Source organism: Sulfurimonas hongkongensis (assembly GCF_000445475.1).
In the GTDB taxonomy this organism is placed as follows: Bacteria; Campylobacterota; Campylobacteria; order Campylobacterales; family Sulfurimonadaceae; genus Sulfurimonas; species Sulfurimonas hongkongensis.
Genome location: NZ_AUPZ01000002.1, coordinates 222,866 through 247,804, shown reverse-complemented (window position 1 = coordinate 247,804; position 24,939 = coordinate 222,866). Strand labels below are relative to the sequence as shown.

The 24,939-nt window shown below is 35.0% G+C and carries 23 protein-coding genes; 16 read left to right on the top strand and 7 right to left on the bottom strand.

Annotation, left to right across the window (positions count from 1 at the left end):
- Positions 1-58 precede the first annotated feature (58 nt).
- Both glmU and M947_RS13710 read right to left on the bottom strand, forming a co-directional pair.
- Entirely contained in the window at positions 59-1,363 is a 1,305-nt protein-coding gene (glmU, locus tag M947_RS13715) for a bifunctional UDP-N-acetylglucosamine diphosphorylase/glucosamine-1-phosphate N-acetyltransferase GlmU (protein WP_021286605.1), read from the bottom strand.
- Positions 1,364-1,382: 19 nt separating this feature from the next.
- The gene (locus M947_RS13710; protein WP_021286604.1) at positions 1,383-2,669 is read right to left on the bottom strand and encodes a purple acid phosphatase family protein; all 1,287 of its coding nucleotides are present in this window, start codon (positions 2,667-2,669) and stop codon (positions 1,383-1,385) included.
- A 395-nt stretch (positions 2,670-3,064) separates the two neighbouring features.
- Here M947_RS13710 and M947_RS13705 point away from each other — a divergent pair, with 395 nt between their 5' ends.
- The 13 genes from M947_RS13705 to mog all read left to right on the top strand — a co-directional run bounded on the left by M947_RS13705 (position 3,065) and on the right by mog (position 17,308).
- Positions 3,065-3,829, top strand: coding sequence for a motility protein A (locus M947_RS13705; protein WP_021286603.1), 765 nt, complete (start codon positions 3,065-3,067; stop codon positions 3,827-3,829).
- Positions 3,830-3,847: 18 nt separating this feature from the next.
- Positions 3,848-4,627 (top strand): OmpA/MotB family protein, encoded by a 780-nt coding sequence (locus M947_RS13700; protein ID WP_021286602.1) that lies wholly within the window; start codon positions 3,848-3,850, stop codon positions 4,625-4,627.
- Positions 4,627-5,361 carry a flagellar type III secretion system pore protein FliP gene (gene fliP, locus M947_RS13695; RefSeq protein WP_021286601.1) on the top strand — a complete coding sequence of 245 codons (735 nt, stop codon included), beginning with the start codon at positions 4,627-4,629 and terminating at the stop codon, positions 5,359-5,361. The genes M947_RS13700 and fliP overlap by 1 nt, the downstream gene beginning before the upstream one ends.
- 7 nt (positions 5,362-5,368) lie before the next feature.
- Positions 5,369-6,487, top strand: coding sequence for a tRNA (uridine(54)-C5)-methyltransferase TrmA (trmA, locus tag M947_RS13690; RefSeq protein WP_021286600.1), 1,119 nt, complete (start codon positions 5,369-5,371; stop codon positions 6,485-6,487).
- Positions 6,484-7,140 carry a hypothetical protein gene (locus M947_RS13685; protein WP_021286599.1) on the top strand — a complete coding sequence of 219 codons (657 nt, stop codon included), beginning with the start codon at positions 6,484-6,486 and terminating at the stop codon, positions 7,138-7,140. Before trmA ends, M947_RS13685 begins: the two co-directional genes overlap by 4 nt.
- Positions 7,124-8,911 (top strand): DNA helicase RecQ, encoded by a 1,788-nt coding sequence (gene recQ, locus M947_RS13680; protein ID WP_021286598.1) that lies wholly within the window; start codon positions 7,124-7,126, stop codon positions 8,909-8,911. Before M947_RS13685 ends, recQ begins: the two co-directional genes overlap by 17 nt.
- Positions 8,912-9,143: 232 nt before the next feature.
- Positions 9,144-10,550, top strand: coding sequence for a COG3400 family protein (locus M947_RS13675; protein ID WP_021286597.1), 1,407 nt, complete (start codon positions 9,144-9,146; stop codon positions 10,548-10,550).
- A gap of 87 nt (positions 10,551-10,637) precedes the next feature.
- The gene (aroB, locus tag M947_RS13670) at positions 10,638-11,690 is read left to right on the top strand and encodes a 3-dehydroquinate synthase (RefSeq protein ID WP_021286596.1); all 1,053 of its coding nucleotides are present in this window, start codon (positions 10,638-10,640) and stop codon (positions 11,688-11,690) included.
- Complete coding sequence (locus M947_RS13665; protein WP_021286595.1) at positions 11,687-13,327, top strand: mechanosensitive ion channel family protein; 1,641 nt, start codon at positions 11,687-11,689, stop codon at positions 13,325-13,327. Before aroB ends, M947_RS13665 begins: the two co-directional genes overlap by 4 nt.
- Positions 13,324-14,568, top strand: coding sequence for a tRNA (N(6)-L-threonylcarbamoyladenosine(37)-C(2))-methylthiotransferase MtaB (gene mtaB, locus M947_RS13660; RefSeq protein ID WP_021286594.1), 1,245 nt, complete (start codon positions 13,324-13,326; stop codon positions 14,566-14,568). Before M947_RS13665 ends, mtaB begins: the two co-directional genes overlap by 4 nt.
- Positions 14,555-16,192: an AAA family ATPase gene (locus M947_RS13655; RefSeq protein WP_021286593.1), complete on the top strand. Its 1,638-nt coding sequence runs from the start codon at positions 14,555-14,557 to the stop codon at positions 16,190-16,192. The genes mtaB and M947_RS13655 overlap by 14 nt, the downstream gene beginning before the upstream one ends.
- Positions 16,179-16,700, top strand: coding sequence for a pimelyl-ACP methyl ester esterase BioV (gene bioV, locus M947_RS13650; RefSeq protein ID WP_021286592.1), 522 nt, complete (start codon positions 16,179-16,181; stop codon positions 16,698-16,700). Before M947_RS13655 ends, bioV begins: the two co-directional genes overlap by 14 nt.
- 74 nt (positions 16,701-16,774) lie before the next feature.
- A complete protein-coding gene (gene mog / locus M947_RS13645) occupies positions 16,775-17,308 on the top strand; it encodes a molybdopterin adenylyltransferase (RefSeq protein ID WP_021286591.1) in 534 nt (177 codons plus the stop codon).
- Positions 17,309-17,315: 7 nt separating this feature from the next.
- On the opposite strand, the gene M947_RS13640 is transcribed toward mog, so the two are convergent.
- The 4 genes from M947_RS13640 to M947_RS13625 form a co-directional block, all read right to left on the bottom strand.
- Positions 17,316-19,022, bottom strand: coding sequence for a nitrite/sulfite reductase (locus M947_RS13640; RefSeq protein ID WP_021286590.1), 1,707 nt, complete (start codon positions 19,020-19,022; stop codon positions 17,316-17,318).
- A gap of 69 nt (positions 19,023-19,091) precedes the next feature.
- Positions 19,092-19,793, bottom strand: coding sequence for an anaerobic ribonucleoside-triphosphate reductase activating protein (locus M947_RS13635; protein ID WP_031347797.1), 702 nt, complete (start codon positions 19,791-19,793; stop codon positions 19,092-19,094).
- Complete coding sequence (nrdD, locus tag M947_RS23470; RefSeq protein WP_021286588.1) at positions 19,756-19,908, bottom strand: anaerobic ribonucleoside-triphosphate reductase; 153 nt, start codon at positions 19,906-19,908, stop codon at positions 19,756-19,758. Before nrdD ends, M947_RS13635 begins: the two co-directional genes overlap by 38 nt.
- Positions 19,909-20,090: 182 nt before the next feature.
- The gene (locus tag M947_RS13625) at positions 20,091-22,193 is read right to left on the bottom strand and encodes a ribonucleoside triphosphate reductase (protein WP_031347796.1); all 2,103 of its coding nucleotides are present in this window, start codon (positions 22,191-22,193) and stop codon (positions 20,091-20,093) included.
- A gap of 127 nt (positions 22,194-22,320) precedes the next feature.
- Here M947_RS13625 and M947_RS13620 point away from each other — a divergent pair, with 127 nt between their 5' ends.
- The 3 genes from M947_RS13620 (at position 22,321) to M947_RS13610 (ending at position 23,598) form a co-directional block, all read left to right on the top strand.
- Positions 22,321-22,746: a hypothetical protein gene (locus tag M947_RS13620; RefSeq protein ID WP_021286586.1), complete on the top strand. Its 426-nt coding sequence runs from the start codon at positions 22,321-22,323 to the stop codon at positions 22,744-22,746.
- Entirely contained in the window at positions 22,743-23,294 is a 552-nt protein-coding gene (locus tag M947_RS13615) for a thiamine phosphate synthase (protein ID WP_021286585.1), read from the top strand. The genes M947_RS13620 and M947_RS13615 overlap by 4 nt, the downstream gene beginning before the upstream one ends.
- Positions 23,295-23,403: 109 nt before the next feature.
- Positions 23,404-23,598, top strand: a complete 195-nt coding sequence (locus M947_RS13610) for a hypothetical protein (RefSeq protein WP_021286584.1) — start codon at positions 23,404-23,406, stop codon at positions 23,596-23,598.
- A gap of 13 nt (positions 23,599-23,611) precedes the next feature.
- Here the strand turns inward: M947_RS13610 and M947_RS13605 are convergent, their stop codons facing one another.
- Entirely contained in the window at positions 23,612-24,847 is a 1,236-nt protein-coding gene (locus M947_RS13605) for a BaiN/RdsA family NAD(P)/FAD-dependent oxidoreductase (protein ID WP_021286583.1), read from the bottom strand.
- Between the last annotated feature and the right edge of the window lie 92 nt (positions 24,848-24,939).

Genomic DNA, 24,939 nt, shown 5'->3' with positions numbered 1-24,939 from the left:
GAATATAAATTTCTTAAAGATGAATTGTACCTAAAAAAAGTTATATAAGTTTTATAAATCATGCTTTTGAAAAAAATTTGTAATAAAAATCTTTAATAGTCTTTAGTTTTGTGCGGCTGATGGCTAAAACCCCGCTTTGTATCTTAGAACCAGTTACTGTAGTACCTGCGGCTATCATAACATCATCTTCAACTATAAGTGGCGCTATAAGTTGTGAGTCACTTCCGATAAAAACATTTTTTCCTATGATGGTTTTATATTTGTTTACGCCATTATAGTTACAAGTAATAACGCCAGCACCGACATTTGTACCTTCTCCAACTTCTGCATCACCAATATAGCTTAGATGTCCAGCTTTTACGCCTATAAGTGAGCTTTTTTTAACCTCTACAAAGTTTCCTATATGCGTGTTTTTGAGCTGTGACATTGGTCGAATGTGGGCTAATGGACCAACATCTGAATCTATGATGCGACTATCTTCTATAACGCTTGAGGATTTTATGTGAGAGTTTGAGATAAGAGTATCTCCCGTTATACGGCAGTTATTTTCAACAATACACTCTTTTTCAAACTTAACACTCTCCTCTATATAGATAGTATGAGGAAGCTGCATCACAACTCCCTCTCTCATCCAGTGAGATTTGATTTTATCCTGCATAACAACTTCACACTGGGCTAAATCTTCTTTAGAATTTACCCCTTTAAAATGTCCCTCATCTACTAAAAGAGGTGAGATGCTGATGGCATCTGCTTTAGCTAATGAGATTATGTCAGTCAAGTAGTACTCTCTTTGAGCATTGTCATTTTTTAGAAGAGGGATGTACTTTTTAAGGACAGATGAACTAAAAGCATAGACTCCAGCGTTTACGCTTTTTACTTTTAACTCTTCTTTACTTGCATCTTTATGTTCAACTATCTTTAAAACTTCGCCATCTTCAATGATAACACGACCATATCCATCAGGATCTTCTAACTCAAAGATAGACATGATAATCTGGGCATCACTACTTAAAAAGCCACTGAGTGCCCCTGCTGTTATAAGTGGCATATCACCATTTAAGACTAAAACTTTGTCTCTTTTTGGCTCTATGTTCATCATGGCTCCACCAGTTCCAGGGAAGTTTTGTGCATCTTGGATAACAAAGTTTATGTTGGTAAAAAACTTGCCTATCTCTTTTATAACCTCTTCTTTTTGATGTGCTACAACTACTGTTATGTCATCTGAAATCTCTTGTGAAGATTTGATGATGTGGTAAAGCATTGGTTTGCCACTTATGTGGTGGAGCACCTTTGCTTTTGTTGACTTCATACGGCTGCCTTTTCCAGCTGCTAAAATTACTATACTTAAATCTTTTTTATTCATATTTCCTCTATTTTATATTTTATTTGCAAGATGATTTGTCTTTTTTGATGACAAACTCATCTAAAATCTCTCCATCTATACTTAAAAACTTTGAGTTAAGCGTAGTTGGAGTTATATCTATGATGAGCGAGCCCATTTGATTAAAGGCAAAAGGAAGAGCAGGGTGTTCTAAAGAGGCGTTATCTAGTTTTGAAGATGAACCACAAACTTGATAAATAGTACCGCTATTTTTACTTGGCTTTATAGGTTTTGTATAGCAGCTCTTTGCATCTTGAACTATGTTATGTTTGCCTAAAGTATCACTTTTACCTATATGATTGACCATAAGTTTTGAGCGCTCATAGCCATGTGAGTTTCCACTTAGAACCAAATCTACCCCAAATTCATCAAAGATAGGAACTAAGTTTTCTCTGATTTTTTTAATTTTGCTATGGCTATCTGAGTTGTGTCCACCATCTGTATATGGAGGGGTGTGAAGTGCTACAATAACCCACGGTTTTGTGTTTTTCTTTAAGTCCTCTCTTAACCACGCTGCTAAGTCTGAATTTTTATCTATACGGTACATTTCGCTATCGAGCATAACTAAGTGAAGGTTACCACTCTCAACGGAGTAAAATTTCTCACTACCACTTGGCACTCCACCACTTTCACCCTTTGTAGGAAAGTCAAATATGTTATAAAATGCCCATCTCTTAGCATCATATTTTCCGATAACTGCCCAAGGAGTAAATCTTTTTAGTAGTTTTGCATAAGGCTTAAAAAAGCTCTCATTGTACTGTTTTTGACTACCATTGTTATAAGCATTATTACCTAAAAGTATCCACATATCAAGGTTGTTGAAGTCATGCTCGATGTAGTCTAGCATTGCAGTATAAACTTTTGTTTGGTCTGCTGTTGCCTTACCACTATCCCCGATAACCCATAGTCTTTGAGTCTCTTTTTCCTTACAAAGTGTTCTAAAACTTCTATCTTCATTGTCTATGGACATAGAAGCAGATAAGACTTTGTAGTAGTATTTTGTGCATTCATTTAAGCCTGATATAGTTATGGAGTGTTTTTTAGTTTTTTTAGCGTCTTTAAGAGTATTATCAAGTGAATCTGAGAAAAAACCATACTCTATTGAGCCTACTTCAAACTCTGGAGTGTGCCATTTTATGGTTATGGAATCTTGCGTTTGCATAACAGTATAAGGTGCACGAGGTACAAAAACATGGCTATCATAAGTTATTATGCCAAATCTGCCAATACCATATAGTAAAACTGCAATAAAAACTAACTTTAAAACTGTTTTGAAAAAACTTTTCAATTATCTTCTCACAAAAAATAAACTCAAACTATTGAGTACAAAAACATAGTTGAGAGCACCCCAACCATAACTCCTGCTAAGATAGCATTAACAAAATGGCTATTTGCTAAAACTCTACTTCAAAAAAGCACAATGACTATACTAAATCATAAATAGATATATTTAAGAAATAGTAACACAAGATAGGTAAAAGTAGCGAAGATTGTAGTTATATAGCCTGATGGAAATGAGCTAAAAGTTGTTGAAGAGTCTAAAATAGTGATATAAAGAAGTTTCATATTTTGTAAGAAACTCACATCTTTAGCCTTTTAATTTTCTAGATTTTTTGATAAATGATAAGTGTATAATATTTTTTGTGGTATTATAACCGCAATATTTACTCTTAAGGTATTTGAATGGATTTAGGTACGGTTATTGGTATAGTTCTGGTTTTAGCTCTTTTACTAGGTGCTATGTCAATGGGTGTGGGTGTAGGTCCATATATAGACATCCCATCTATTTTAATAGTTGTTGGTGGTAGTATTGGTTCATTACTGATATCTTTTAAACCAGCACAAATGAAAAACTTTGCAAAAGTCTTTATGGTTGCTGTTAAGCCAACTATTGAAGATGAAGTAGCACTTATAAAAAAGTTAGTTGATTTTGCTACAAAGGCAAGAAAAGACGGTATCTTAGCTCTTGAGGGTGAAGTAAATGCTGAACCAAACGAGTTTTTAAGAAGGGGTCTCTCAATGGCGATAGATGGAAGTGAACCAGATACTATAAGGGAGTTGCTTGAGATAGACATGGAGAGAACCAGTGAGAGGCATAGGGTAAATGGCACTATGTTTAGTCAGTGGGCAGCTTTGGCTGGTGCTATGGGTATGGTTGGAACACTTATCGGTCTTGTTGCGATGCTTTTAAACATGGCTGATCCATCTGCTATTGGTCCATCTATGGCTGTTGCACTTCTTACTACGATGTATGGTGCCATTATTGGTAATGTTGTGGGAACTCCAATATCGATAATCTTAGGTATTAGAAACAATGAAGAGACCCTAATTAAAGAGATGATACTCTCTGGTATCATGTCTATTCAGTCAGGAGATGCACCTCGTGTTTTAGAGGCTAAACTTTTAGCTTATCTAGCTCCAAAAGATAGAGTTAGTCAGTTTGACTAATGAGATGGGTAGTAGATAATGGCTAAAAAGAACAAATGTCCTGAGTGTGAGAGATGTCTTCCTAACTGGTTAGCAGCCTTTGGAGACTTGATGTCCCTGCTTCTATGTTTTTTTGTTTTACTTCTCTCTATGTCGAGCATGGATGCTAAAAAAATCTCTGAAGCTATCGGCTCACTCTCTGGTGCTATGAGTGTTTTAGAAGGTGGAACAAAGACTGAAATCTCAAAAAGAAGAATTCAAGAGTCAACTCCTCTAGAGACTAAAGATGAGACTTCAGAAGCAGTAAATAGAATAACTCAAGCTGCAATGGATGCAAATGAGATGATAGATAAAGGTCACGGACCTGCTATTACAGTTGAAGAGGCTCAAGAGGGTTTTGTTATAGAGCTTCCAGCTTCACTACTTTTTAAATCTGGAAGTGCAACCATAGAAAATGAAGATGCACTTTTGTTTTTAAAAAGAGTAGCCCTGATAGTTGATGAGCTTCCAAACGCTATGTTAGTGAGTGTCCAAGGTCATACAGATAACTTAGCTCCGGGAAAAGATAGCGTATATAAAGATAACTGGGAACTCTCATCAGCTCGTGCTATCTCTGTACTTCAAGAACTTATCTTAGATGGAGTTGATCCAAAAAGAATTAGTGCAGCAGGATTTTCTGAGTATACACCACTAGCTACAAACGTAACAAAGGCTGGGCGAGAAAAGAACCGCAGAGTTGAGTTACATTTTTATGGCAGTAAGAGAGATGATGAAGCAAAAGCTAAACAATCTATCTTAGATAAGGCAACAGCTGAGTAATGATAAGAATCTTTTTTACTCTTTTAGCCTTAGCATCTATACTTGGCGCAGAAGCTGTAACTATTCCCACTATGAACTTTGCTCTATCAGCTCCTGATACTCCAGAGCAACTTGTAAGTTCGCTAAATGTCTTAGTAGTTTTAACACTTCTCTTTTTAGCTCCAAGTATGATACTTGTGATGACGACATTTACTCGTTTTGTCATAGTCTTTGGCTTTTTAAGACAAGCTTTAGGAACTCAACAAGTACCTCCTACTCAACTTCTTGTAATGCTTGCGATGATTTTAACATTTTTTGTGATGGAGCCTATTGGAAAAGAAGCTTATGATGTAGGAATTAAACCATATATTGAAGAAAAAATCGGTTATGAAGAGGCATTTGATAAAACGGCTCTTCCATTTAAAAACTTTATGGTTAGAAATACCAGAGAAAAAGATTTGGCTCTGTTTTTTAGGATAAGAGAGATGCAAAATCCAGCAACTATTGCAGATGTACCTCTCTCTGTAATCATTCCAGCTTTTGTAATAAGTGAGCTAAAAACCGCTTTTGAGATTGGTTTTTTACTCTTTTTACCATTTTTAGTTATAGATATGGTTGTTGCATCTATACTTATGTCTATGGGTATGATGATGCTCCCACCTGTTATGATATCACTACCCTTTAAGATACTTGTTTTTGTTCTAATAGATGGTTGGAATTTGCTTATAGGTAACCTAATAGCGACGATAAAGTAGGAAAATGATGGATTGTAAGTATTTTGGAGAGTGTGGAGCTTGTAGAGTATATGAGGGCGGATATGAATCACAGCTAAAGGATAAGTTAGAATTAAATAAAGATAGATTTAAATCTTTTTACGCTGGAGATATGTCTGTTTTTAAATCCCCAACTTCACACTATCGCTCAAGAAGTGAGTTTAAGGTTTGGCATAAAGATGAAGATATCTTCTATGCGATGAATCACTTAGAACATAAGGGCATAGTTTTAGTAGATGAGTGCCCTCAAGTAAGCGAGCATATTGCATCTCTTATGACAAAACTATTAGTTGCTATAAAAGAAAAAGATATAGCTTTTAAACTTTTTGGAGCGGATTTTTTAAGCTCAAGTAGTGGTGAGATTGTAGTCTCTTTGATATATCATAGAAAACTGGGCGATGAGTGGCTTATAAAAGCAAAAGAGATAGCCGATGAGCTTGACATCTTTATTATAGGGCGAAGTCGCAAGCAAAAGCTAGTGATTGGTCAAGACTTTGTAACTGAGCATCTAAGCGTTAATGGCGAGGTTTATAAGTTTAACTATATAGAAAATAGTTTTACCCAACCAAACTCTAAGGTAAATGAGCAGATGATTTCTTGGGCTACAGAGTCACTAGAGACTTGTGATGGAGATTTGCTAGAGCTTTATTGTGGAGCTGGCAACTTTACAATTCCTTTTGCAAAATCTTTTAAAAAAGTTCTAGCTACAGAGATATCAAAGTCTTCTATAAATGCTGCAAAAACAAATATGCTCTTAAATGAGGTCAAAAATATTGAGTTTTTAAGAATGAGCGTAGAAGAGTTTACTGAGGCTATAGAAGGAAAAAGAGAGTTTAACAGAATGAAGGATATAGATATAGACTCTTATGATATAAACACTATCTTTGTAGATCCACCTAGATCTGGAATGGATGAGACCTCCTGTATGATGGCATCAAAATATGACAATATTTTGTATATCTCTTGCAATCCAGAGACACTTTTACGAGACTTAGAGCTACTTTGCAAGACTCATAAAGTTGTAGATATGGCCCTTTTTGATCAATTTCCTTATACTCACCATGTTGAGATGGGAGCAAAATTATTAAGAAAAGGTAAGCAAAAATGAAGCCTCTTTTTTTACTTTTTTTAACACTCTCTTTACTCCAAGGGGATGAACTAAAACGAATAGAGTCCATCATAAATGATATAACAAAACTTAGAGTTGAATATGCAGAGTGCCAAAGAGCTTTGGAGTCAAAAGGTGCTTTAAAAGTAGAGGCGACAAAAGAGACTCATAGCAAAAATCATGAGAAAACTATAAAGACTCTAAAAGCTAAAAATAGCCATTTAGATAAAAAACTAAAAGATGAAATAAAGAAGTACAAAAATCAAGTAAAAATCAAAGAACAAGAGATAAAAGCTTTGAAAAATCAACTAGCTCTTTTAGAAAAAAAGCGCAAAAAAAAGCCAAAAGTAGTGGTAAAAGATGACAATACATTTCCAACTTTGATGCCAAAAAATATCAACGTTATAAAAGAAAATCAAAAAGAAGAAGTAATAGTAAAAACAAAACCAACCACTTTTAGGCTTAAAAATGATAGCAAGATTTATAGCACGCTTGATAAAGAGGAGATTTATGTGTGGGAAAAAGGTAGATCTTTTACATCAAATGTTAAGACTCAAAACTTTGTTATGATAACAGGATATTTTATAGATAAAAAATGGCAAAAAGCTGGGGAAGAGTTATGGATAAAAAGAGTAGATGTCTTTGAGAGATAAGCTACTAAAGAGAGTCTTTGGACATGAAAGTTTTAAAAACTATCAAGAGCAAGCAGTAGAAGCCATCTTACAAAAGAGAGACCTCATAACCATACTTCCAACAGGTGGCGGTAAATCTCTTTGTTATCAACTTCCATCACTTATGATGGATGGGGTTACTATTGTCATATCTCCACTTATTGCCCTTATGCAAGACCAAGTCTATGCGCTAAAGAAAAATGGCATCAAAGCTGAGATGATAAACTCCTCTCAAGACTTTAACGAGATACAGGGTATTACCGCAAGACTTCTAGCAAATGATATAAAACTTCTCTATATAGCGCCAGAGAGGCTTAGTGCAAATGGTTTTGTAGAACTTTTAAAAAGAGTAGAGATTAACTTCTTTGTAGTAGATGAGGCTCACTGTGTGAGTGAGTGGGGGCATGAGTTTCGAGCTGACTATAGAAATCTCTCTATGCTCAAAGAGATATTTAGTAATGTTAGCATCGCAGCTTTTACGGCAACTGCAACGCACAAAGTTCAAGAAGATATAGTAAAAACTCTAAAACTCTCAAATGCACTCTCTCTTCGTGCTAAGACTCTAAGGGAAAACCTAACCATCAGCTCACAACAAAGATTAGGAAATGGTAGAGCTCAACTACTTGATTTTATCTCTAAACACAAGTCAAAATGTGGCGTTATTTACGCTTTTAGTAGAAAAGATGTAGAAGCAGTTGCAGGTTTTTTAAAAACAAAAGGTTATAAGGTTGGAGCTTACCATGCCGGCTTTTCAAGCGAGGTACGAGAGAGAGTCTATAAAGAGTTTATCTATGAAGAGGTTGACATCATAGTCGCAACTATTGCTTTTGGGATGGGCATAGATAAAAGCAATATCCGCTTTGTAGTACATATGAGTATGCCAAAGACGGTTGAGAACTACTACCAAGAGATTGGACGTGCTGGGCGTGATGGACTCTCTGCTGAGACTCTGCTACTCTACTCCAAGGGCGATGATTTGAAGATGCGCTCTTTTATTGATGTGCTTGAGAACAAAGAGTATAAAGAACTGCTCTATAACAAACTAAAAAAGATGTACAGCTATGCAAACTCAAGTGAGTGCAGACACAAACTCATAGCGAAGTATTTTGATGATGAGATAGATAGTTGCGAAGATGTTTGTGATAACTGTAGGCGTGGAAGTGTTGAGAAAGTAGATATCACAACAGAAGCACAAAAACTTCTCTCTTGCATCTACAGGTGTGAGCAAAGATTTGGGCTTACTCATCTTATAGATGTCCTAAGAGGCTCTAAGGCTAAAAGAGTTTTAGAATTTGGGCATGATAAACTCTCAGTTTACGGTAGAGGCGAGGATATATCAAAAGATATTTGGAGTGCCATAGGAGATAGACTCTTTGAGCTAGATGCCATAGAGATAGGCGAATTTAGAGCCATAAAACTTAAAAAATATGGTGCTGATATATTAAAGGGTTTGGTTAAAGTTGAGATAGATAAACATAAGATGCAACTAAAGTCAAAGAGAGCCAAAAAAGAGAGTTTAACTACTGCTGATGATGAGATATTTGAGAAATTTAGAACTCTTAGAGCTAAGATTGCCACAAAAGATGAAGTCCCTGCATATATAGTTTTTTCAGATAAAACTTTAGTTGACTTTATAAACAAACTTCCCCAAACAAAAGATGAAATGCTGGGCGTAAATGGAGTAGGCGAGGTTAAGTTTGAGAGATATGGGGAGGAATTTTTAGCTCTTTGTAGGGAGATAAAAACCTTATAAACATTAAAGTTATGCAGGCGGGGCTAAAGCCCCACTTCCGGAAAACCTTATAAATTTTAAAGCTTGACATCTCTTCTCGGAAGTGAGGTTTTAACCTCGCAGGACAAGGCTTATAAGCTGTGTACCCTAGCTTTAAAGCCTCATTTTCGAAGTATCTCATAATCTCGCACCACTAAGTTATGTAGAGTTTAAAAATGATATAATGGCAAAAATTTAAAAAGTAGAGTCTGTTTTGAAAAAAATTTTGATAATTAGTGATGGTAGTGTAGGCGAACATTTTATACAAAGAGTTATTGAGACATATACAAGTGAAAATATTTACTATGTAATTGAGCTTAAAGCAAAAAAGTATGAAGAAGTTAATCCTGCTCGTTTTAAATTTTACGAATTTGACCCAACTAGCTTTTACAAACTCTCAAATCTTTTAAAGATGGAGTTTGTTCAAGTCATTATTGCTATGGATAGTCAGCTTGACACTGAAAATACTATCAAAAATATAAGACTTGTCAAAAAAAATCTTCGTGTTATTGTTTTAAATCAGTGGGATATGCAAAATGAAGACTCGGATGTTCTTATGGTTAATTCTAATGAGATTTTAGCATCAAGGCTTCTTGATTATTTACCAAATGTTCCAGTAATCGCTCAAAATGTAGGGATTGGCGAGGGTGAGATAATGGAAGTTTTAGTTCCATTTGGAAGCTCTTTTGTTTATAGGCATATTGGCGTAATAGAGCAAAAAAATTGGCGAATTGTTGCTATTTACAGAAATAGAAAACTTCTTATGCCATCACGAAGAAGAATGATTCAACCAAATGACCTTTTAGTTTTAGTGGGTGATCCTGCTGTTTTAAAGTCAGTTTATCGTGCTATTAAGAGAGAGTTGGGGCAGTTTCCTGAACCTTTTGGCTCAAACATCTTTTTATATGTAGATATGTGCTTAGTAAACTCAAATACTATAAAAGAGATGATAAGACGGGCAGTTTTTGCTCATAAAAAGTTTAAGCATAACCTAGTTATAAAAGTGGTAAACCCTAGTAATATAGAGACTCTTCAATATATAAAAGAGTTTAGAGATGAAAATGTTATTGTAGATATAGAGTACAAATCAAGAGATTTAAGAGCTACTTTTTATAAAGATATAAAATACTACCATATAGGTTTAGTCATAGTCTCATCTGAAATGTTTGGCGATTACTATACTAGAAACACTCTTTATGAGTCACATGTCCCTGTGCTCAAACTCTCTGATAGATCTTTTTCAAGCGTTAAAGATGCAGCTATTATACTAACAAACAATCGAGACTTAGAGAAGATATCTTCCACTATTTTTGACATCTCTGAACAGATGGGATTTAACTTAGAAATCTATAGCTATGTAAATGAACATGATGATGATAAAGAGCAAACCATCGAGCACTATAACAACCTTGCTGCAATTTTTTCTAAGAGTATTAAAGTTATAAATGAGAATGAAAATCCCATAAGAGAGCTTAGAAAAAAAGAGAATTTTGTTCATATCTTGCCATTTACTCCAAAAGTAAAAAAGAGAAGAATCTATTCACTTTTATCAACAGATAGTGAAAAATTATATTACAAACTAGATAATTATCATCAGATTTTTCTACCTGTTCAACTATAATCTTGTGATTTAGCTTTTTCTTACCCTTTTTTAAGTATTATCTATCACTAGAGATACCCTATATATTAATTAAAATTTGGATAGCTGATGCAAGTAAATATTCCCCTTAAAAAAGTTGTTGATAACTCTTATGATATAAGCATAGACACTCTTAAAAAAATTCACTTTGATACAAAAGTAGCCATTATAACAAACCCAAAAGTAGCAGGTTTGCATCTTTCATACCTTCTTAGTTTTATAAGTGCAAAAGAGCTCTATATCATAACTCTAAGTGATGGAGAGGAGTATAAAAACCAAGAGAGTATAGATACTATTTTAGAATCACTCTTTAACCATAGATTTAACAGAAAATCAATGCTTATAGCTTTTGGTGGTGGTGTTATTGGAGATATGACAGGATATGCTGCTAGCATCTACCAAAGAGGTATCGACTTTATACAAATCCCAACTACACTTTTATCTCAAGTAGATGCAAGTGTTGGCGGAAAAACTGGAATGAATAACGCTTATGGTAAAAATCTCATTGGAGCATTTCATCAACCAAAAGCTGTTTTTATTGACCCATATTTTTTAAATACACTAGCACCACGAGAGTTTGGTGCTGGAGTGGCAGAGATGCTTAAGATGGCGATAACATTTGATAAAGATTTTTTTGAATTCTTAGAAGATGCAGATCTTAATGACAAAGAACTCTTAGCACAAGCCATAAAAAAAGCGGTTGAGACAAAAGCTAGTGTTGTTGTAAAGGATGAGAAAGAGCATGGTTTAAGGGCTGCACTAAATTATGGCCATACTTTTGCACATGTTATAGAAAACGAGACAAACTACAAAGAGTTTCTTCACGGAGAAGCTGTGGCTATTGGTATGATTATGGCAAATGAAGTCTCACTTAGTCTTGGACTAATGAGTAGAGATGAAATCTTAAGAGTTAAAAATATTTTGCAAAAGTATAACTTACCAACAAGTTACAAAATCAAAAATAGTAATAGCTTTTATGATGCTTTTTTTCTTGATAAAAAAAGCTCAGATGAAAGCGTCACTTTTATACTAGCAAAAGCTATTGGTGAGGTTGAGATCATAAATAATGTAGAGCCAAGTGTGATTATGTCTGTTTTAGATAAGTTTGGAGATGTTAAATGAAAATAATCTTTTTTCTGTTTTTACTACTTAGCTCAATAGTTTTTGCAGAAACTGAACCTATAGAGAAGTTAAGTAAAGAGCAGCTCCAAAAGATAGAACAAGAGCAAGAACAACAAAGACTTAAGAGAATCTCTGAGTATCTTAATCGTTTAAAAAAGCTAGAAGAAGATATATCTAAAGAGAGAGTTTGGACAAAAAGTTATGCATCTTACCTCACATCACTTGATGTTAGAGAGTCTTTGCAAAAAATAAAAGATAGAATAAAGTTTTTAAAAAACAAAAAGAAAAAAACTATTAGTGAGCAAGATGAACTAAACGCCATCATCTCAAAAGAGAAAATTTTAACTATACAGATAGAGAAGTTTAAAGAAAAAGATAGTGCACCATTTTCAACTCTTATCACTCCACCTAGTATTGAAGATACGCCTAGTATTACCAATCCTTTTGATATTTTTACTGGTATATCACTTATTAAAACTTTAAACTCTGATTTTAATGACTATATCAAGAGAAAAGATGAACTAACTCAGCTCATAAATCTTTTGCGTAAAGAGAGTGAAATCTATAAAGAGATAGCGGCTCTAGATACTGAAAAAAAGTATGAAAAAGAGATAGAGAAGAAGCACAAACAGCTAGAGAGATTTGAGACAGCGCTAGAGACTATGGAAGTCGCATCTGAGGTTTATCAAAAAAGATTAGAAATTATTGAGATAAATATTAACAAAGATATAGAGGTTCAGGTTCTAAAACTCGCTAAAATAGGCGTAGTTATATTAGTAGTATTTTTTATATTTTTTACCCTAAAACTAATTGTTAAGAAGTATATAACTGATAACGAGCGATTTTATATGACAAATAAAATCATCACATTTTTAAATGTTACGCTCATTATACTTATCCTATTTTTTAACTATATAGAAAATGCTAGTTATCTTGTAACCATACTTGGATTTGCATCTGCTGGTATTGCAATTGCCATGAAAGACTGGTTTATGAGTATACTTGGCTGGCTTGTTGTGGTTATCGGTGGTAGTATTCATGTGGGAGATAGGATACGAGTTGATTTGGCTGGAATGAAGTATGTTGGAGATGTTATGGATATCTCATTACTTCGCATGACCATACTTGAAGATATAACTCTAACAGCTGTTAGTGATAACAGAAGAGCTGGAAGAATCATCTTTATTCCAAATAACTATGTATTTACACATATGATAGCCAACTATACACACTCTACACTAAAGACAGTTTGGGATGGTGTGCATATTACTATTACCTTTGAGTCTAACCACAAAAAAGCTATGCATATAGCAAAAGAGATAGTTAAGAAGTACTCTAAAGGTTATACAGATATAACAAGAAAACAGTTAAACAAACTTAGAAATCAGTACAGCCTAAAAAACACAAATGTTGAACCTAGAATATTTTCCTTTATAAAAGAAAATGGTGTATCTATAGATTCTTGGTACTTAACAAACGCTTATGCAACTTTAACTCTAAGAAGTGTTATATCTGTAGAGATTGTTGATGCTTTTAATAAAGAAGATGACATAACTATAGCATATCCTACTCAAAGACTCCATCTCAATAATGAGACAAAAAAAGAACCTCCTTTTGATATTGGTGAGACAATATGAAAAAAGTATTTTTTAAAACCTTTGGTTGTAGAACAAATATTTATGATTCACAAGTTATGATGCAAGCTTTAAAAAACTACGAGATAACAGAAGTTGAATCTGAGGCTGAGATAATAGTTATAAACTCTTGTACAGTTACAAATGGAGCGGATACTCATGTTCGCTCATACTTAAGCCAAATAGAAAAAACATCAGATGCAAAGGTTTATCTCACTGGATGTGGCGCTCATACAAAAGGCGAGTCACTTCTAAAGAGTGGTAGAGTTCATGGAGTATTTGGACAGAGTGAAAAGCTAAAGATAGAGAGCTTTTTGCAAGAGGAAAAACCATTTTATGATGCTGGAGATTTAAACCATATAGACAATGCAGTTGTTGATGACTTTGTTGGTAAGAGTAGGGCGTTTATAAAGATACAAGAGGGGTGCAGTTTTAGATGTTCATACTGCATCATTCCCTTTGTAAGAGGTGATGCTAGAAGTATGGATGAGGCAAGAATTTTAGAGCAAATCCAGAGACTCGCATCTAATGGTTTTGGAGAGTTTATTTTAACTGGTACAAATATTGGAAGTTATGGACAAAAAACCAATAGCTCACTAGCTTCACTTATGAAAAAAATCTCACAAATTCGTGGAGTTAGACGCATAAGACTAGGTAGTGTTGAGCCTATTCAAATAACAGATGAGTTTAAAGAGATTTTAGGTGAGAGCTGGTTAGAGCGACATCTTCACATCGCACTTCAACACACTTCGCCAAAGATGTTAAAGCTGATGAATAGAAGAAATGTTTATAAGCATGATTGTGAGCTTTTTGAAGAGTTAGCCTCAAAGGGTTTTGCTATTGGAACAGACTTTATAACAGGTCATCCTGGAGAGACTAAAGAGCTATGGGAAGAGGCTATGCAAAATGTAAGAGATCTGCCACTTACGCATCTGCATGCCTTTACATACTCAAAACGAGATGGTACTCCATCAGCAACTCTAAAACCTGAGGTAAATGGTAAGCTTGCAAAAGAACGTCTACATGAGTTAGAATCTGTTGTAAAGCAAAAAAATCTAGAGTTTAGAAGTGCTTTTAGTGGTGAGTTAGAAGTCCTACTAGAGAGTCAAAAAGGCTCTCTCTTTGTAGGACACGACCAACATTTTAACAAGATAGTGGTTGATTCAAAAGAGGACTTACTAGGAAATTGGGTAACTATACAAAACTATGAAGCTAGAGGAGAATTTAATCATGCCAAACTCTAAGACAAATAAAATACTACTCTATTTATCATCTTTTTTTATTATCGCTTTGGTACTATTTGCAGTCCTTAGAGACAACTCTTCAAAGATAACCCTCTATGAAGCAAAAAAGATACTTGATAATCATACAGTAAAAAAAGTAACTATTACAAAGGACTATGTATATTTAAAAACTGATAACGATATTTACAAGATAGCATCTTCTCAAGTTAAACCTGAGATGTTTATAAACCATAAAGTTGAAGTCGGTGCTGGTTCTAATGTCATAGTCTATATACTTTTTGCAGTCTTAGCTTTAGGCATAGGCTCACTTATCTTTAGGTGGTGGCAAAAAAGAGGGGTTATTGTTGAAGGTGGTGGAGTTAATGCTTCAAGAGTTGAGATACAAAATGCTCCGCTTGAAGCTATAAAGAGTGATGTAAAGTTTAGTGATATTGGTGGCATTAGCGATGTTAAGATTGAGCTTGAAGAGATTATAGACTTTATGAAAAAGCCCACAAGGTATAAAAATTTTGGTGCTAGGATGCCAAGGGGCGTGCTTTTGATTGGACCTCCGGGTGTTGGTAAAACTATGATAGCAAAGGCAGTTGCGCATGAGGCTGGTGTGCCGTTTTTTTACCAAAGTGGCGCTTCTTTTGTACAGATCTATGTAGGTATGGGAGCAAAAAGGGTTCATGAACTCTTTTTAGCTGCAAAAAACTCAGCACCCTCTATCATTTTTATAGATGAGATAGATGCAGTTGGTAAAAAAAGAGAGGGTGTTAGAAACGATGAGAGAGAAGCTACACTAAATCAGTTACTAACTGAGATGGATGGTTTTGAAGGTCAAAGCGGCATCATAGTTATTGCTGCTACAAACAAGATAGATGTACTAGACTCAGCACTTCTTCGTGCTGGTAGATTTGATAGAAGAGTTTTTGTAGAACTTCCAACAAAAAAAGAGAGGGCAGCTATCTTAGAGAAATACCTAAGCAGAGTACCAAATGACTTAGAAGTCATGAAAATAGCAAAGATGACAGTAGGCTTCAATGGAGCGGCATTAGCTGCACTTGTAAATGAGGCAGCTCTCTTAGCGTTAAGACAAGATGATAAAAAAGTCAATATAGATCACTTCCATCAGGTAAAAGATAAAGTGATGTTTGGAAAGAAAAAGCTTCAGATGCTAAGTGATAAACAAAAGGCCTATAGAGTAACTTACCAAGCTGCAAAAGCAATAGTTGCTACTTACTTTGATCTTCCTTTTGAGAAGTTAATGCTCTCAAATGAAAAGCTAACTCCAACTGTAGATGAGCCACTTATTAAGCATGAGCTTGAATCAAGAATCAAGATGCTTTTAGCTGGAGTTGTTGCTTGTGGTATTAAGTACGGCGAGCATGCAAGTAGTGCTAAGGTTGATTTGGATGAGGCTAAAGAGCTTGTAGAGAAGATGCTAAAAGAGTATGGAATGGGTGAGACTCTTATCTACTCTATTGAGCAAAATGAGGCTCTTACCTCAAAGCTACATAGAGAGACAAAAGCTCTTATAGAGAAAATGTCAGATGTAATGATTGTGGTTGAAGAGAAGCTCTCTGAGAAAGAGAGCATCACAAAGTCAGATGTTAAAGAAGCAATAGATGCAGTTCTTTAGTGGATTTTCTTTGCAAAAAGAGAGTTATCTCTTTAAAGAGTATATAAATGATACAAAATACACCGTAGCAGGGTTTAGCTATGGAGCTATAAAAGCTTATGAATATGTTCAAAAAACTCTAGCGGTTAAAAAGAGAGTAGATACTCTACAACTTCTATCCCCAGCCTTTTTTCAAACAAGAGATGCAAAGTTTAAGAGACTTCAACTTCTCTCTTACACAAAGAGTGAGATAGTCTATATAAAGCAGTTTATAAAGCTCTGTTTTGATCCTTATGAAAAAAAAATTGTAGAGCAAAAAAAGAGTACAAAAGAAGAGTTAGAAGAGCTGTTAAACTATGAGTGGGATATCAATGGGTTAGAAAAACTTGTGCAACAAGGCGTAAAATTAGAAGTTTATCTAGGTGAAAAAGATAAAATCATAGATGTTGATGGAGCAAGGGAGTTTTTTACTCAAGTCTCTACTGTTACATATATAAAAGGTGCAAATCATTTTTTGCAGACTAAATAAGGTGTTTAAGATAATAATTGTTTTATAAACGGTTATAAAACAATTATTATCTATCATATAAAGGAAATAATGAAATGAATAAAATAAAAATAGGTGTAATAACAGCGAGTGATAGAGCAAGTAGAGGGATATATGAAGATATCTCAGGCGTGGCAATTCAAGATACTATGAAAGAGTACTTAAAGAATGATTTTGAGATAGTTTATAGATGTATAGCAGATGAGCAAAGCTTGCTAGAGAAGACTATGAAAGAGCTTTGTGATAGTGAGTCTTGCTGCTTGGTAGTGACTACAGGTGGAACAGGGCCAGCACTTCGTGATGTAACTCCAGAGGCAACTGAAAATGTATGCGATAAGATGATGCCAGGCTTTGGTGAACTTATGCGTCAAGTAAGCCTGCAATACGTGCCAACTGCAATTTTATCTCGTCAAAGTGCAGGGATAAGAGGAAAATCTTTGATTATAAATCTTCCGGGAAAACCAAAGTCTATCCGTGAGTGTTTAGATGCAGTATTTCCTGCTGTTCCTTACTGTATAGACCTTATTGAAGGTCCATATATAGAGACTAATGAAGAGGTTATAAAGGCTTTTAGACCAAAGACTAAATAGAAAAGCATTAGCGAAATTTTACTCTATCAATGCTTGGTTTATAGGTTGGGTCTTCTCCCTCCACTGTCCAGAGTTTTTTTGCCATTGCACTGATGGAAGGTGAAAAACTCTCATCTATTGGTTCTATAAAATCAACATCACTAAAGTGAGTCATTAAAAGAGACTTTTCATAAGCAAATCCAGAGCCTGCTGGCTCTAACTTTAGTGTTTTGTTTGTTTGCAGACTCGCCAATATCCAAATAGCTAAAAACTCCTCTGAGAACTTGTTTAAGATATTGTCTGAAAATTCTTCAAAGTTATTGAAGCTACTTAGTTCATAGATATCTATAATAAGATCAAGAGTTTTATAAAGATGAACAAAGGGAACCATAGAAAAGAGCATTCTTCCAACGTTCTTTCCAGTTGTGTGAACTGCACCTAGAAAAACTCTAGCTCCCCCATCTGTGTCGCCAAAGTTATTTGTTTTTAGTCCAACAAGTCCAATATCAGTATGTCTATGTCTTCCACAGCCTTTGATACAGCCTGAAAAACCAACTGTGATGCCATGTTTTGCTATGCGACTAAGTGGTATGTACTTTGTCTCATCTTTTATGCTCCAAAAAGAGTAGGGGCACAAGCTTCCTGCACAGGCTATGATGGTTGAACTCTCTTTTGGAGATGCAAATGGAGTTGATTTTTCTTTTAATCCAAGTAGGTAGATATTTTGATCTATACCTATTCTAATCTCTACGTTGTTTTTGTTTGCAAAGTCAGCTATCTCTCTTATCTCTTTAACACTTAGTCTTGCAAAGTCAGTTTGATAGCAGTAAGAAAAAGTTTTATCTTTTAACTCTTCATGCGGCAAGAAGACCCTCTTTTTTAGTACAATCTCCGCACCGCTATTAAAAGGCTTACCGTACTCCTTTTGGATGTGAGCTTTAAGTGCATCTAGCCCTATCTCTTCTATAAGATAAAAAAGACGTGTTCTAGATCTTGTAAAACGAGAGCCATGAAGATAAAAAGCTTCTACAAAAGCTTTAAAGAAGTCAAAAACTTCTCCCTCAAGCAAAAATATGTCGGCATCCTCGGCTATCTCTGTATTTTTTCCGCCCATGTAAACTTTAAAACCATAAACACCATCTTTTTTTGCAAGTGCAAAGTAGAGGTCATTTGCAAAAAATGAGGTAACACTTGCACTATTTCCACTTATGCCAATAGATACACGACGAGGTAACATACCAACATAGCGGGGATTTTTAACTATATAGTCTTGCATCTTTTCTATGATGGGATATGCTTCTATAACATTAAAAGCTCCACAACCATCATAAACATCGCTTACTATATTTCTTATATTGTCGCCAAAACTTTGCCAGGTGGTTAGTTTATGAGAGTTTAGTTTTTTCCAAATTGCTAAGACATCATCCGCTTCGAGGTCGTGGAGTTGTAGACCACCTCTTGCAGTTGTGATAAGAGTTAAGTCATACTCCTCAACCACATTTGCAATATGGCAAAACTGCTCAGTTGTAACTCTTCCAGCAGGAACTCGAAGACGCATAGTAAATTCATCTTCTAAAAAGTCAGTAGTAAAGATACCAAAGTCTTGAAGGAAAAATCTATCTCCCTCTGCTAAGTTTTCAAAGTCAAGATCTTCAAATTCTTTGAAATACTCTATAGGTTTTAGTCTTGCTTTGTATCTCTCTCGTTTATTTAGTTTTGGCTCTGGGCTTTGCATCAAAATCTACTCCATAAAAATATATGTCTTTATTTTATCTAATAATTAATATAAATAGCTTGATATATATTAACGCCAGATGATATTAAGTTCATCTAAGAGTATAGATTTGTCAAAAGTTGATGTTGGAGCTTTAAGATTTGCGATGTTTATCTTGGTGTCTAAAAAACTTTGAATGTAGTAGTTGTTTTTGTAGCCTCTTCGCTTTAGGTCTTTGATGATGGAGTTTATATCCTCTGTACTTAAAAGATCACTATGCAACGTTGTTCTAGCTTCAAAGGCAGTGTTTGATTCTATAAGAAAATCAAGTGTTTTAGAAAATTCTTCATACTTATTTGAGTGGGTGATTTGTGTAAACTTCTCTTTTGGTGCTTTATAATCAAGTGCTACAAAGTCAAGCAAATCTAACTCTATAAGTTTTTTTACTTGTGTGAAATTTGTGCCATTAGTGTCTAGTTTTATCTTAAAACCTAGCTCTTTGATGGCATAAGAGAATTCTACTAAGTTATGCATGGTTGCTTCTCCGCCAGATAAAACCACAGCTTCAAGTAGACCTACTCTAGTTTTTAAAAACTCTAGTACATCCACAAATGTGTGGCTTCCCTCTTTTGCAAAAACAATATCTTTGTTATAGCAATAGTCACATCTCATATTGCAACCACTTAGCCAAATGATGCAAGCTAAGTGATCTGGATAATCAACATGAGTGAACTTTGTTATATCATATACAGTTCTAGTGTTCAGTGAATTGCTTTCTCTGTTTATGTTCACCAGCTTTACCCACATTAAAACTCTCTACAGGTCTATGATAACCCATAACTCTTGTATATACTATACACTTTTGTCTTTTTTCATTTAACAGCGCTAATGCTTCGTTCTTACTCATTTTGTTTTCCTTTTGTTTTATTTAATATATCTATCTAGTAACACTACACTCTTATAATTTGGGAACAAGAGCAGTTGTTACAGCTTCCGGAAGTGAGGCTAAAGCCTCGCTTCCGAGTTATTCACAGTCTAAGAAGAGGTGTAACCAAGTTTGACAAGGCTAAAACCTCGCTTGTTGATTTTTTACGAAACCTCAAGTTCTTTTTGTTCCATCAGCAACTCCTCATCACATTTTGGACAATACTCGTGCTCTCCTGCAATATATCCATGTTTTGGACATACTGAGAAGAGTGGAGTGACTGTAATGTAAGGCAGTCTAAAGTTTGAGATTACATTTTTTACTAGCTTTCTTGAAGCCTCAGTTGAACTGATTCTCTCTTGCATATATAGATGTAGAACTGTTCCGCCTGTATACTTACATTGCAAATCATCTTGAAGTGTAAGTGCTTCAAATGGATCATCTGTCAAATCTACTGGGATTTGAGATGAGTTTGTATAGTAGATATTCTCACCCATTCCAGCTTGTAGGATTGAGTCGCCATATCTCTTTTTATCTTCTTTTGCAAACCTATAAGTAGTTCCCTCAGCAGGAGTAGCTTCTAGGTTATAAAGATTGCCTGTCTCTTCTTGAAACTCTACCATTTTATCTCTCATATGGTTGAGTAGTTTTGTTGCAAACTCAATGCCTCGCTCATCACTAACATCATAAGCATCTGATGTGAAGTTTCTTATCATCTCATTGATGCCATTTACCCCTATGGTTGAGAAGTGGTTTTTAAAACCTGGTAGATATCTCTTAGTATATGGAAAAAGACCTCTATCATACATCTCTTGGATAAATACCCTCTTTTTCTCTAACGTGCTCTTTGCATGAATCATGAGCTCATCAACTCTAGCCATCAGAGCTTCTTCATTGCCTTTATATAAAAAGCCAAGTCTAGCCATATTGAGTGTTACAACTCCTATGCTTCCAGTCATCTCTGCACTTCCAAAGAGACCGCCACCACGCTTAAGAAGTTCTCTTAAATCAAGTTGCAACCTACAACACATACTTCTTACATGACCAGGTTTATATGCTTCCTCATTTTCTACTAAGTTCCCATTTTCATCTCTCTTGTACTGAGAGCCTATGAAGTTTTGAAAGTATGAAGAGCCTACTTTTGCCGTATTTTCAAAGAGTATATCTGTATTTTCACCATACCAGTCAAAATCTTCTGTGATGTTTACAGTTGGAATAGGAAAAGTAAAAGGTTGTCCTGTCTTGTCTCCCTCTGTCATAACCTCATAGTAAGCTTTGTTTATCTGGTTCATCTCAGGTTGAAAGTACTTGTACGTCATCTCATCAAGAGCATTACAACCTCTTCTTTTTGCCTCAGCTTCAAGTTCACTATCTAAAAGATTTTTAAATAGATGTGACTGTTTTGAAGTTGGAGTTTGATCTTTTAAATCTTCTGGGACTGTCCAGTCAATAGTTACATTTGTAAAAGGTGACTGACCCCAACGAGCTGGAACATTTAAGTTATATATAAAACTTCTAACAGCCTTTTTTATCTCTTTGTATGGGAGTTTGTCACGAAAAACATAGGGAGCTAAGTATGTATCAAACGATGAAAACGCCTGAGCGCCTGCCCACTCACTCTGTAGTATTCCAAGAAAGTTTGCCATTTGACCAAGAGCTTCACGAAAGTGTTTAGGTGCATCACTCTCAACACGACCGCGAACTCCGTTAAAACCCTCATCAAGAAGGACTCTCAAGCTCCAACCAGCACAATAACCAGTCAAACAGTCTAAATCATGGATATGATAATCACCATTACGATGAGCATATCCTTCCTCTCTTGAGTAGATTTTATCTAGCCAGTAGTTTGCTATAACTTTTCCAGCTGTGTTGTTTACAAGTCCAGCGTTAGAGTAGCCTGTATTAGAATTCGCTTTTATACGCCAGTCACTCTTGTTTATATACTCTTCTATAGTTTGAGTTGAGTTTATATAAGTTGTGTCCTCATCTAAAAGAGCATCCCTTTGCATCTTGTGCATATGTCTATAAAGAATAAATGAGCGCATTACTTCAAAATATCTAGCTTTATATAGCTCTTTTTCTATGCTGTCTTGAATATCCTCAACTGCTACAACTCTTTTGCTTTTAAGTCTATCTAGAACATTAAAGAAGATAGAACTATCATAGATAACTCTCTCACTCTTGAAAGCTTTTTTGATAGCATCTTCAATCTTGAAAGATAAAAATTCCGCTTGAGTACCATCTCTTTTTAAAATTGTATCTACCATCGCCATAACTCTCCTTTGCTTTTGTAAAGAGAAGTTTAGTCCAAGATGATTTAAACACTCATAATAAAAAGTGTCACTTATGTGTCACTAAAAGCTATCTTCGCCTCTCATTGGGTATAATTCATCCATGAAAGAAAAAACACAAAAGATATTAAATATTTGGTACAAGCATTTTATGGATGAAGATAGACAATATAGTGAGTTTGAAGACTCAGATATTGAATACTTTGTAGGTTGTATGCTCTACAATCACTTCAACTTCTCTTATGCACTTAATACTATGAAGACTATAGATTTGTCCTATGATTTTCTAAGCTCTTGCGGTGATGAGTATGATGAGATAGTAAAGATTATTAAAAGCATAGAGATAGAAGATGAAGAGCAAAAAATAGTTTTTTTAAAAGAGTATATAAAAGAGTCACAAGAAAAATATAGTGGTGATGCACTCTATCTTTTAAACCGACTAGCCTACCATGTTGATGGAGTCTCACAGAGATTTTTAGCTGGGCATAAGGCTAAAGCAGTTCAGTTTATAAACCCAATTTTAAGATGAAAAAGTATCTTATAACCTCAAGAGAGTTTTACACAGATACGCCTGCTATATTTCGCACAATCCTGTATGAACAGTTTACAAAGCACTCGCCAGACTATGCGCTATATAGAGATAAAACAAATCCAAACTACAATATTCAAGCTGCACATTTTGTTGAGATTTGTAAAGAGTTTAAAGAGATTAAGAGTTTTATCCATAGAGATGTAAAACTTGCAAAAGAGACTGGAGCATCTGGAGTGCATCTAACTTCAACTCAAAGTGACGAGATAGAGTATGCAAAAGAGTTAGGACTTGAAGTTATTATAAGTACACATACAATAGATGAGGTTTTAACAGCAGAGCAAAAAGGTGCTGATATGGTTACATATAGCCCAATCTTTGCATCTCCAAACAAGGGTGAGCCAAAAGGGGTAGAAGAGTTAGAGACGCTTTTGGATATATGTAAGATAAAGGTATTTGCTCTTGGTGGGATAATCAGCCATGAGCAAATAGAGCTGATAAAAAATACAAAAGCGTATGGCTTTGCCTCTATTCGCTACTTTTATTAGTGCTTTAGCCATTGATGTTAAGCCTAAAATAACTATGTATAGCTATAATGATTCTAATAGGTTCAAATTAGCTCTTGTTCTTGAGCAAAACAAATAAAAGGAGTCAAAAATGGCTAAGGAACTATCAAAAAAAGATATAAAAAAAGTTGTTGCTAAAGCAACTAAAAAAGCAGTAAAAAAAGAAGTTATTAAGAAAAAAGACGCAAAGTCAGTTGCAAAGTCAGTATCTAAAAGTGTGATTAAGAAAAAACCAGAGGACAAAAAAGAAGCTAAGAAAATTGTAAAGAAAATTTTAAAAAAATAGCTTAACAGACTCTCTAAGAGAGACTTCCTGCTAGATAACCACTAGCAAAAGACCATTGGAGGTTATATCCTCCGCATGGTCCATCAAGATTCATAATTTCTCCACAAAAGTACAAACCACAAATGAGTCGGCTCTGCATATTTTTAGGATTTATCTCTTTTAAACTAACTCCTCCTCTTGTTATCATTGCTCTCTCAAACCCATCGTGACCCACAATGGTTAGGGGCGTTGATGCTAGAGTCTGTATAAGTTTGTTTTTTTGTTTTCCTGAGATATCTTTTAGTTTTGCATCTTCTTTTATAGAAGCAAGTAGACATATCTCACTAGAGAGAGTATCGGGAAGTAGAGTCTTTACTATATTTAACATACTTGAGTTGGGATTCTTATTAGCTTCATCTCTTATGTGCTTTAATATATCATCTTCATTCATACCTTTTGTAAGATTTACTAAGATTTTTACCTCTTTATACTTATCTATAAGTGGCGTTATCTCTCTTGCAAAGTCTAGAACTACTGGACCCCTTATGCCTCTGTTTGTAAAGATAAGATCACCTTTTGCTTTTAGTTTTTTATACTTTTTCATATCAACTCTAAGCTCGGCTTTTGCGATGGTGTCTGCGCGACAATTCTTTACCCAACCCTCTTTAGTATGAAGTGGCATCATTGCAGGATATAAGGCAGTTGATGTATGTCCAAGCTCAGATGCTAAAGCGTAACCATCTCCATTAGCACCAAGCATAGGATAACCCAAACCACCAGTTGCTAGGATGACATTTGAAGTCTTAAAACTATGTGATGAGGTTTGGACTTGACATATATGCCCATCATAACTTTGTAGTTTTGTAACTTTTTGTGAGCATAAAATCTCAACTCCGAGTCTTAGCATCTCTTCTTTTAGACTTGAGATGATGGTGCTAGAGTTGTGAGAGGTTGGAAAAACTCTAAAGCCATCAGGTGCGTGGGTCTCAACGCCAATACTTTTAAAAAACATCATAAGCTTTTTGTAGTCAAACTCTTTTAGTGCATCTTGCATAAAACGACCATCTCGCCCAAACTTCGACATAAACTCTTGTGATTCAAGCGTGTTTGTAAGGTTGCATCTACCTCCACCAGTCGCCTTTAGCTTTGCACCGACTTTTGGAAGTTTTTCCAAGAGTAAAACACTTTTGTTATTTCGTGCAGCTCTGATGGCAGCAACCATTCCAGCAGCACCAGCGCCAACAACAACAAGATCATAGTGTTTTATCAAAGCATTTCCTATTAAAGTTTTAAAGAGCTAATTGTATAACAATTTGGGATATTAATCTTAAATAACTAAAAACAAATGCTACAATCACTCTT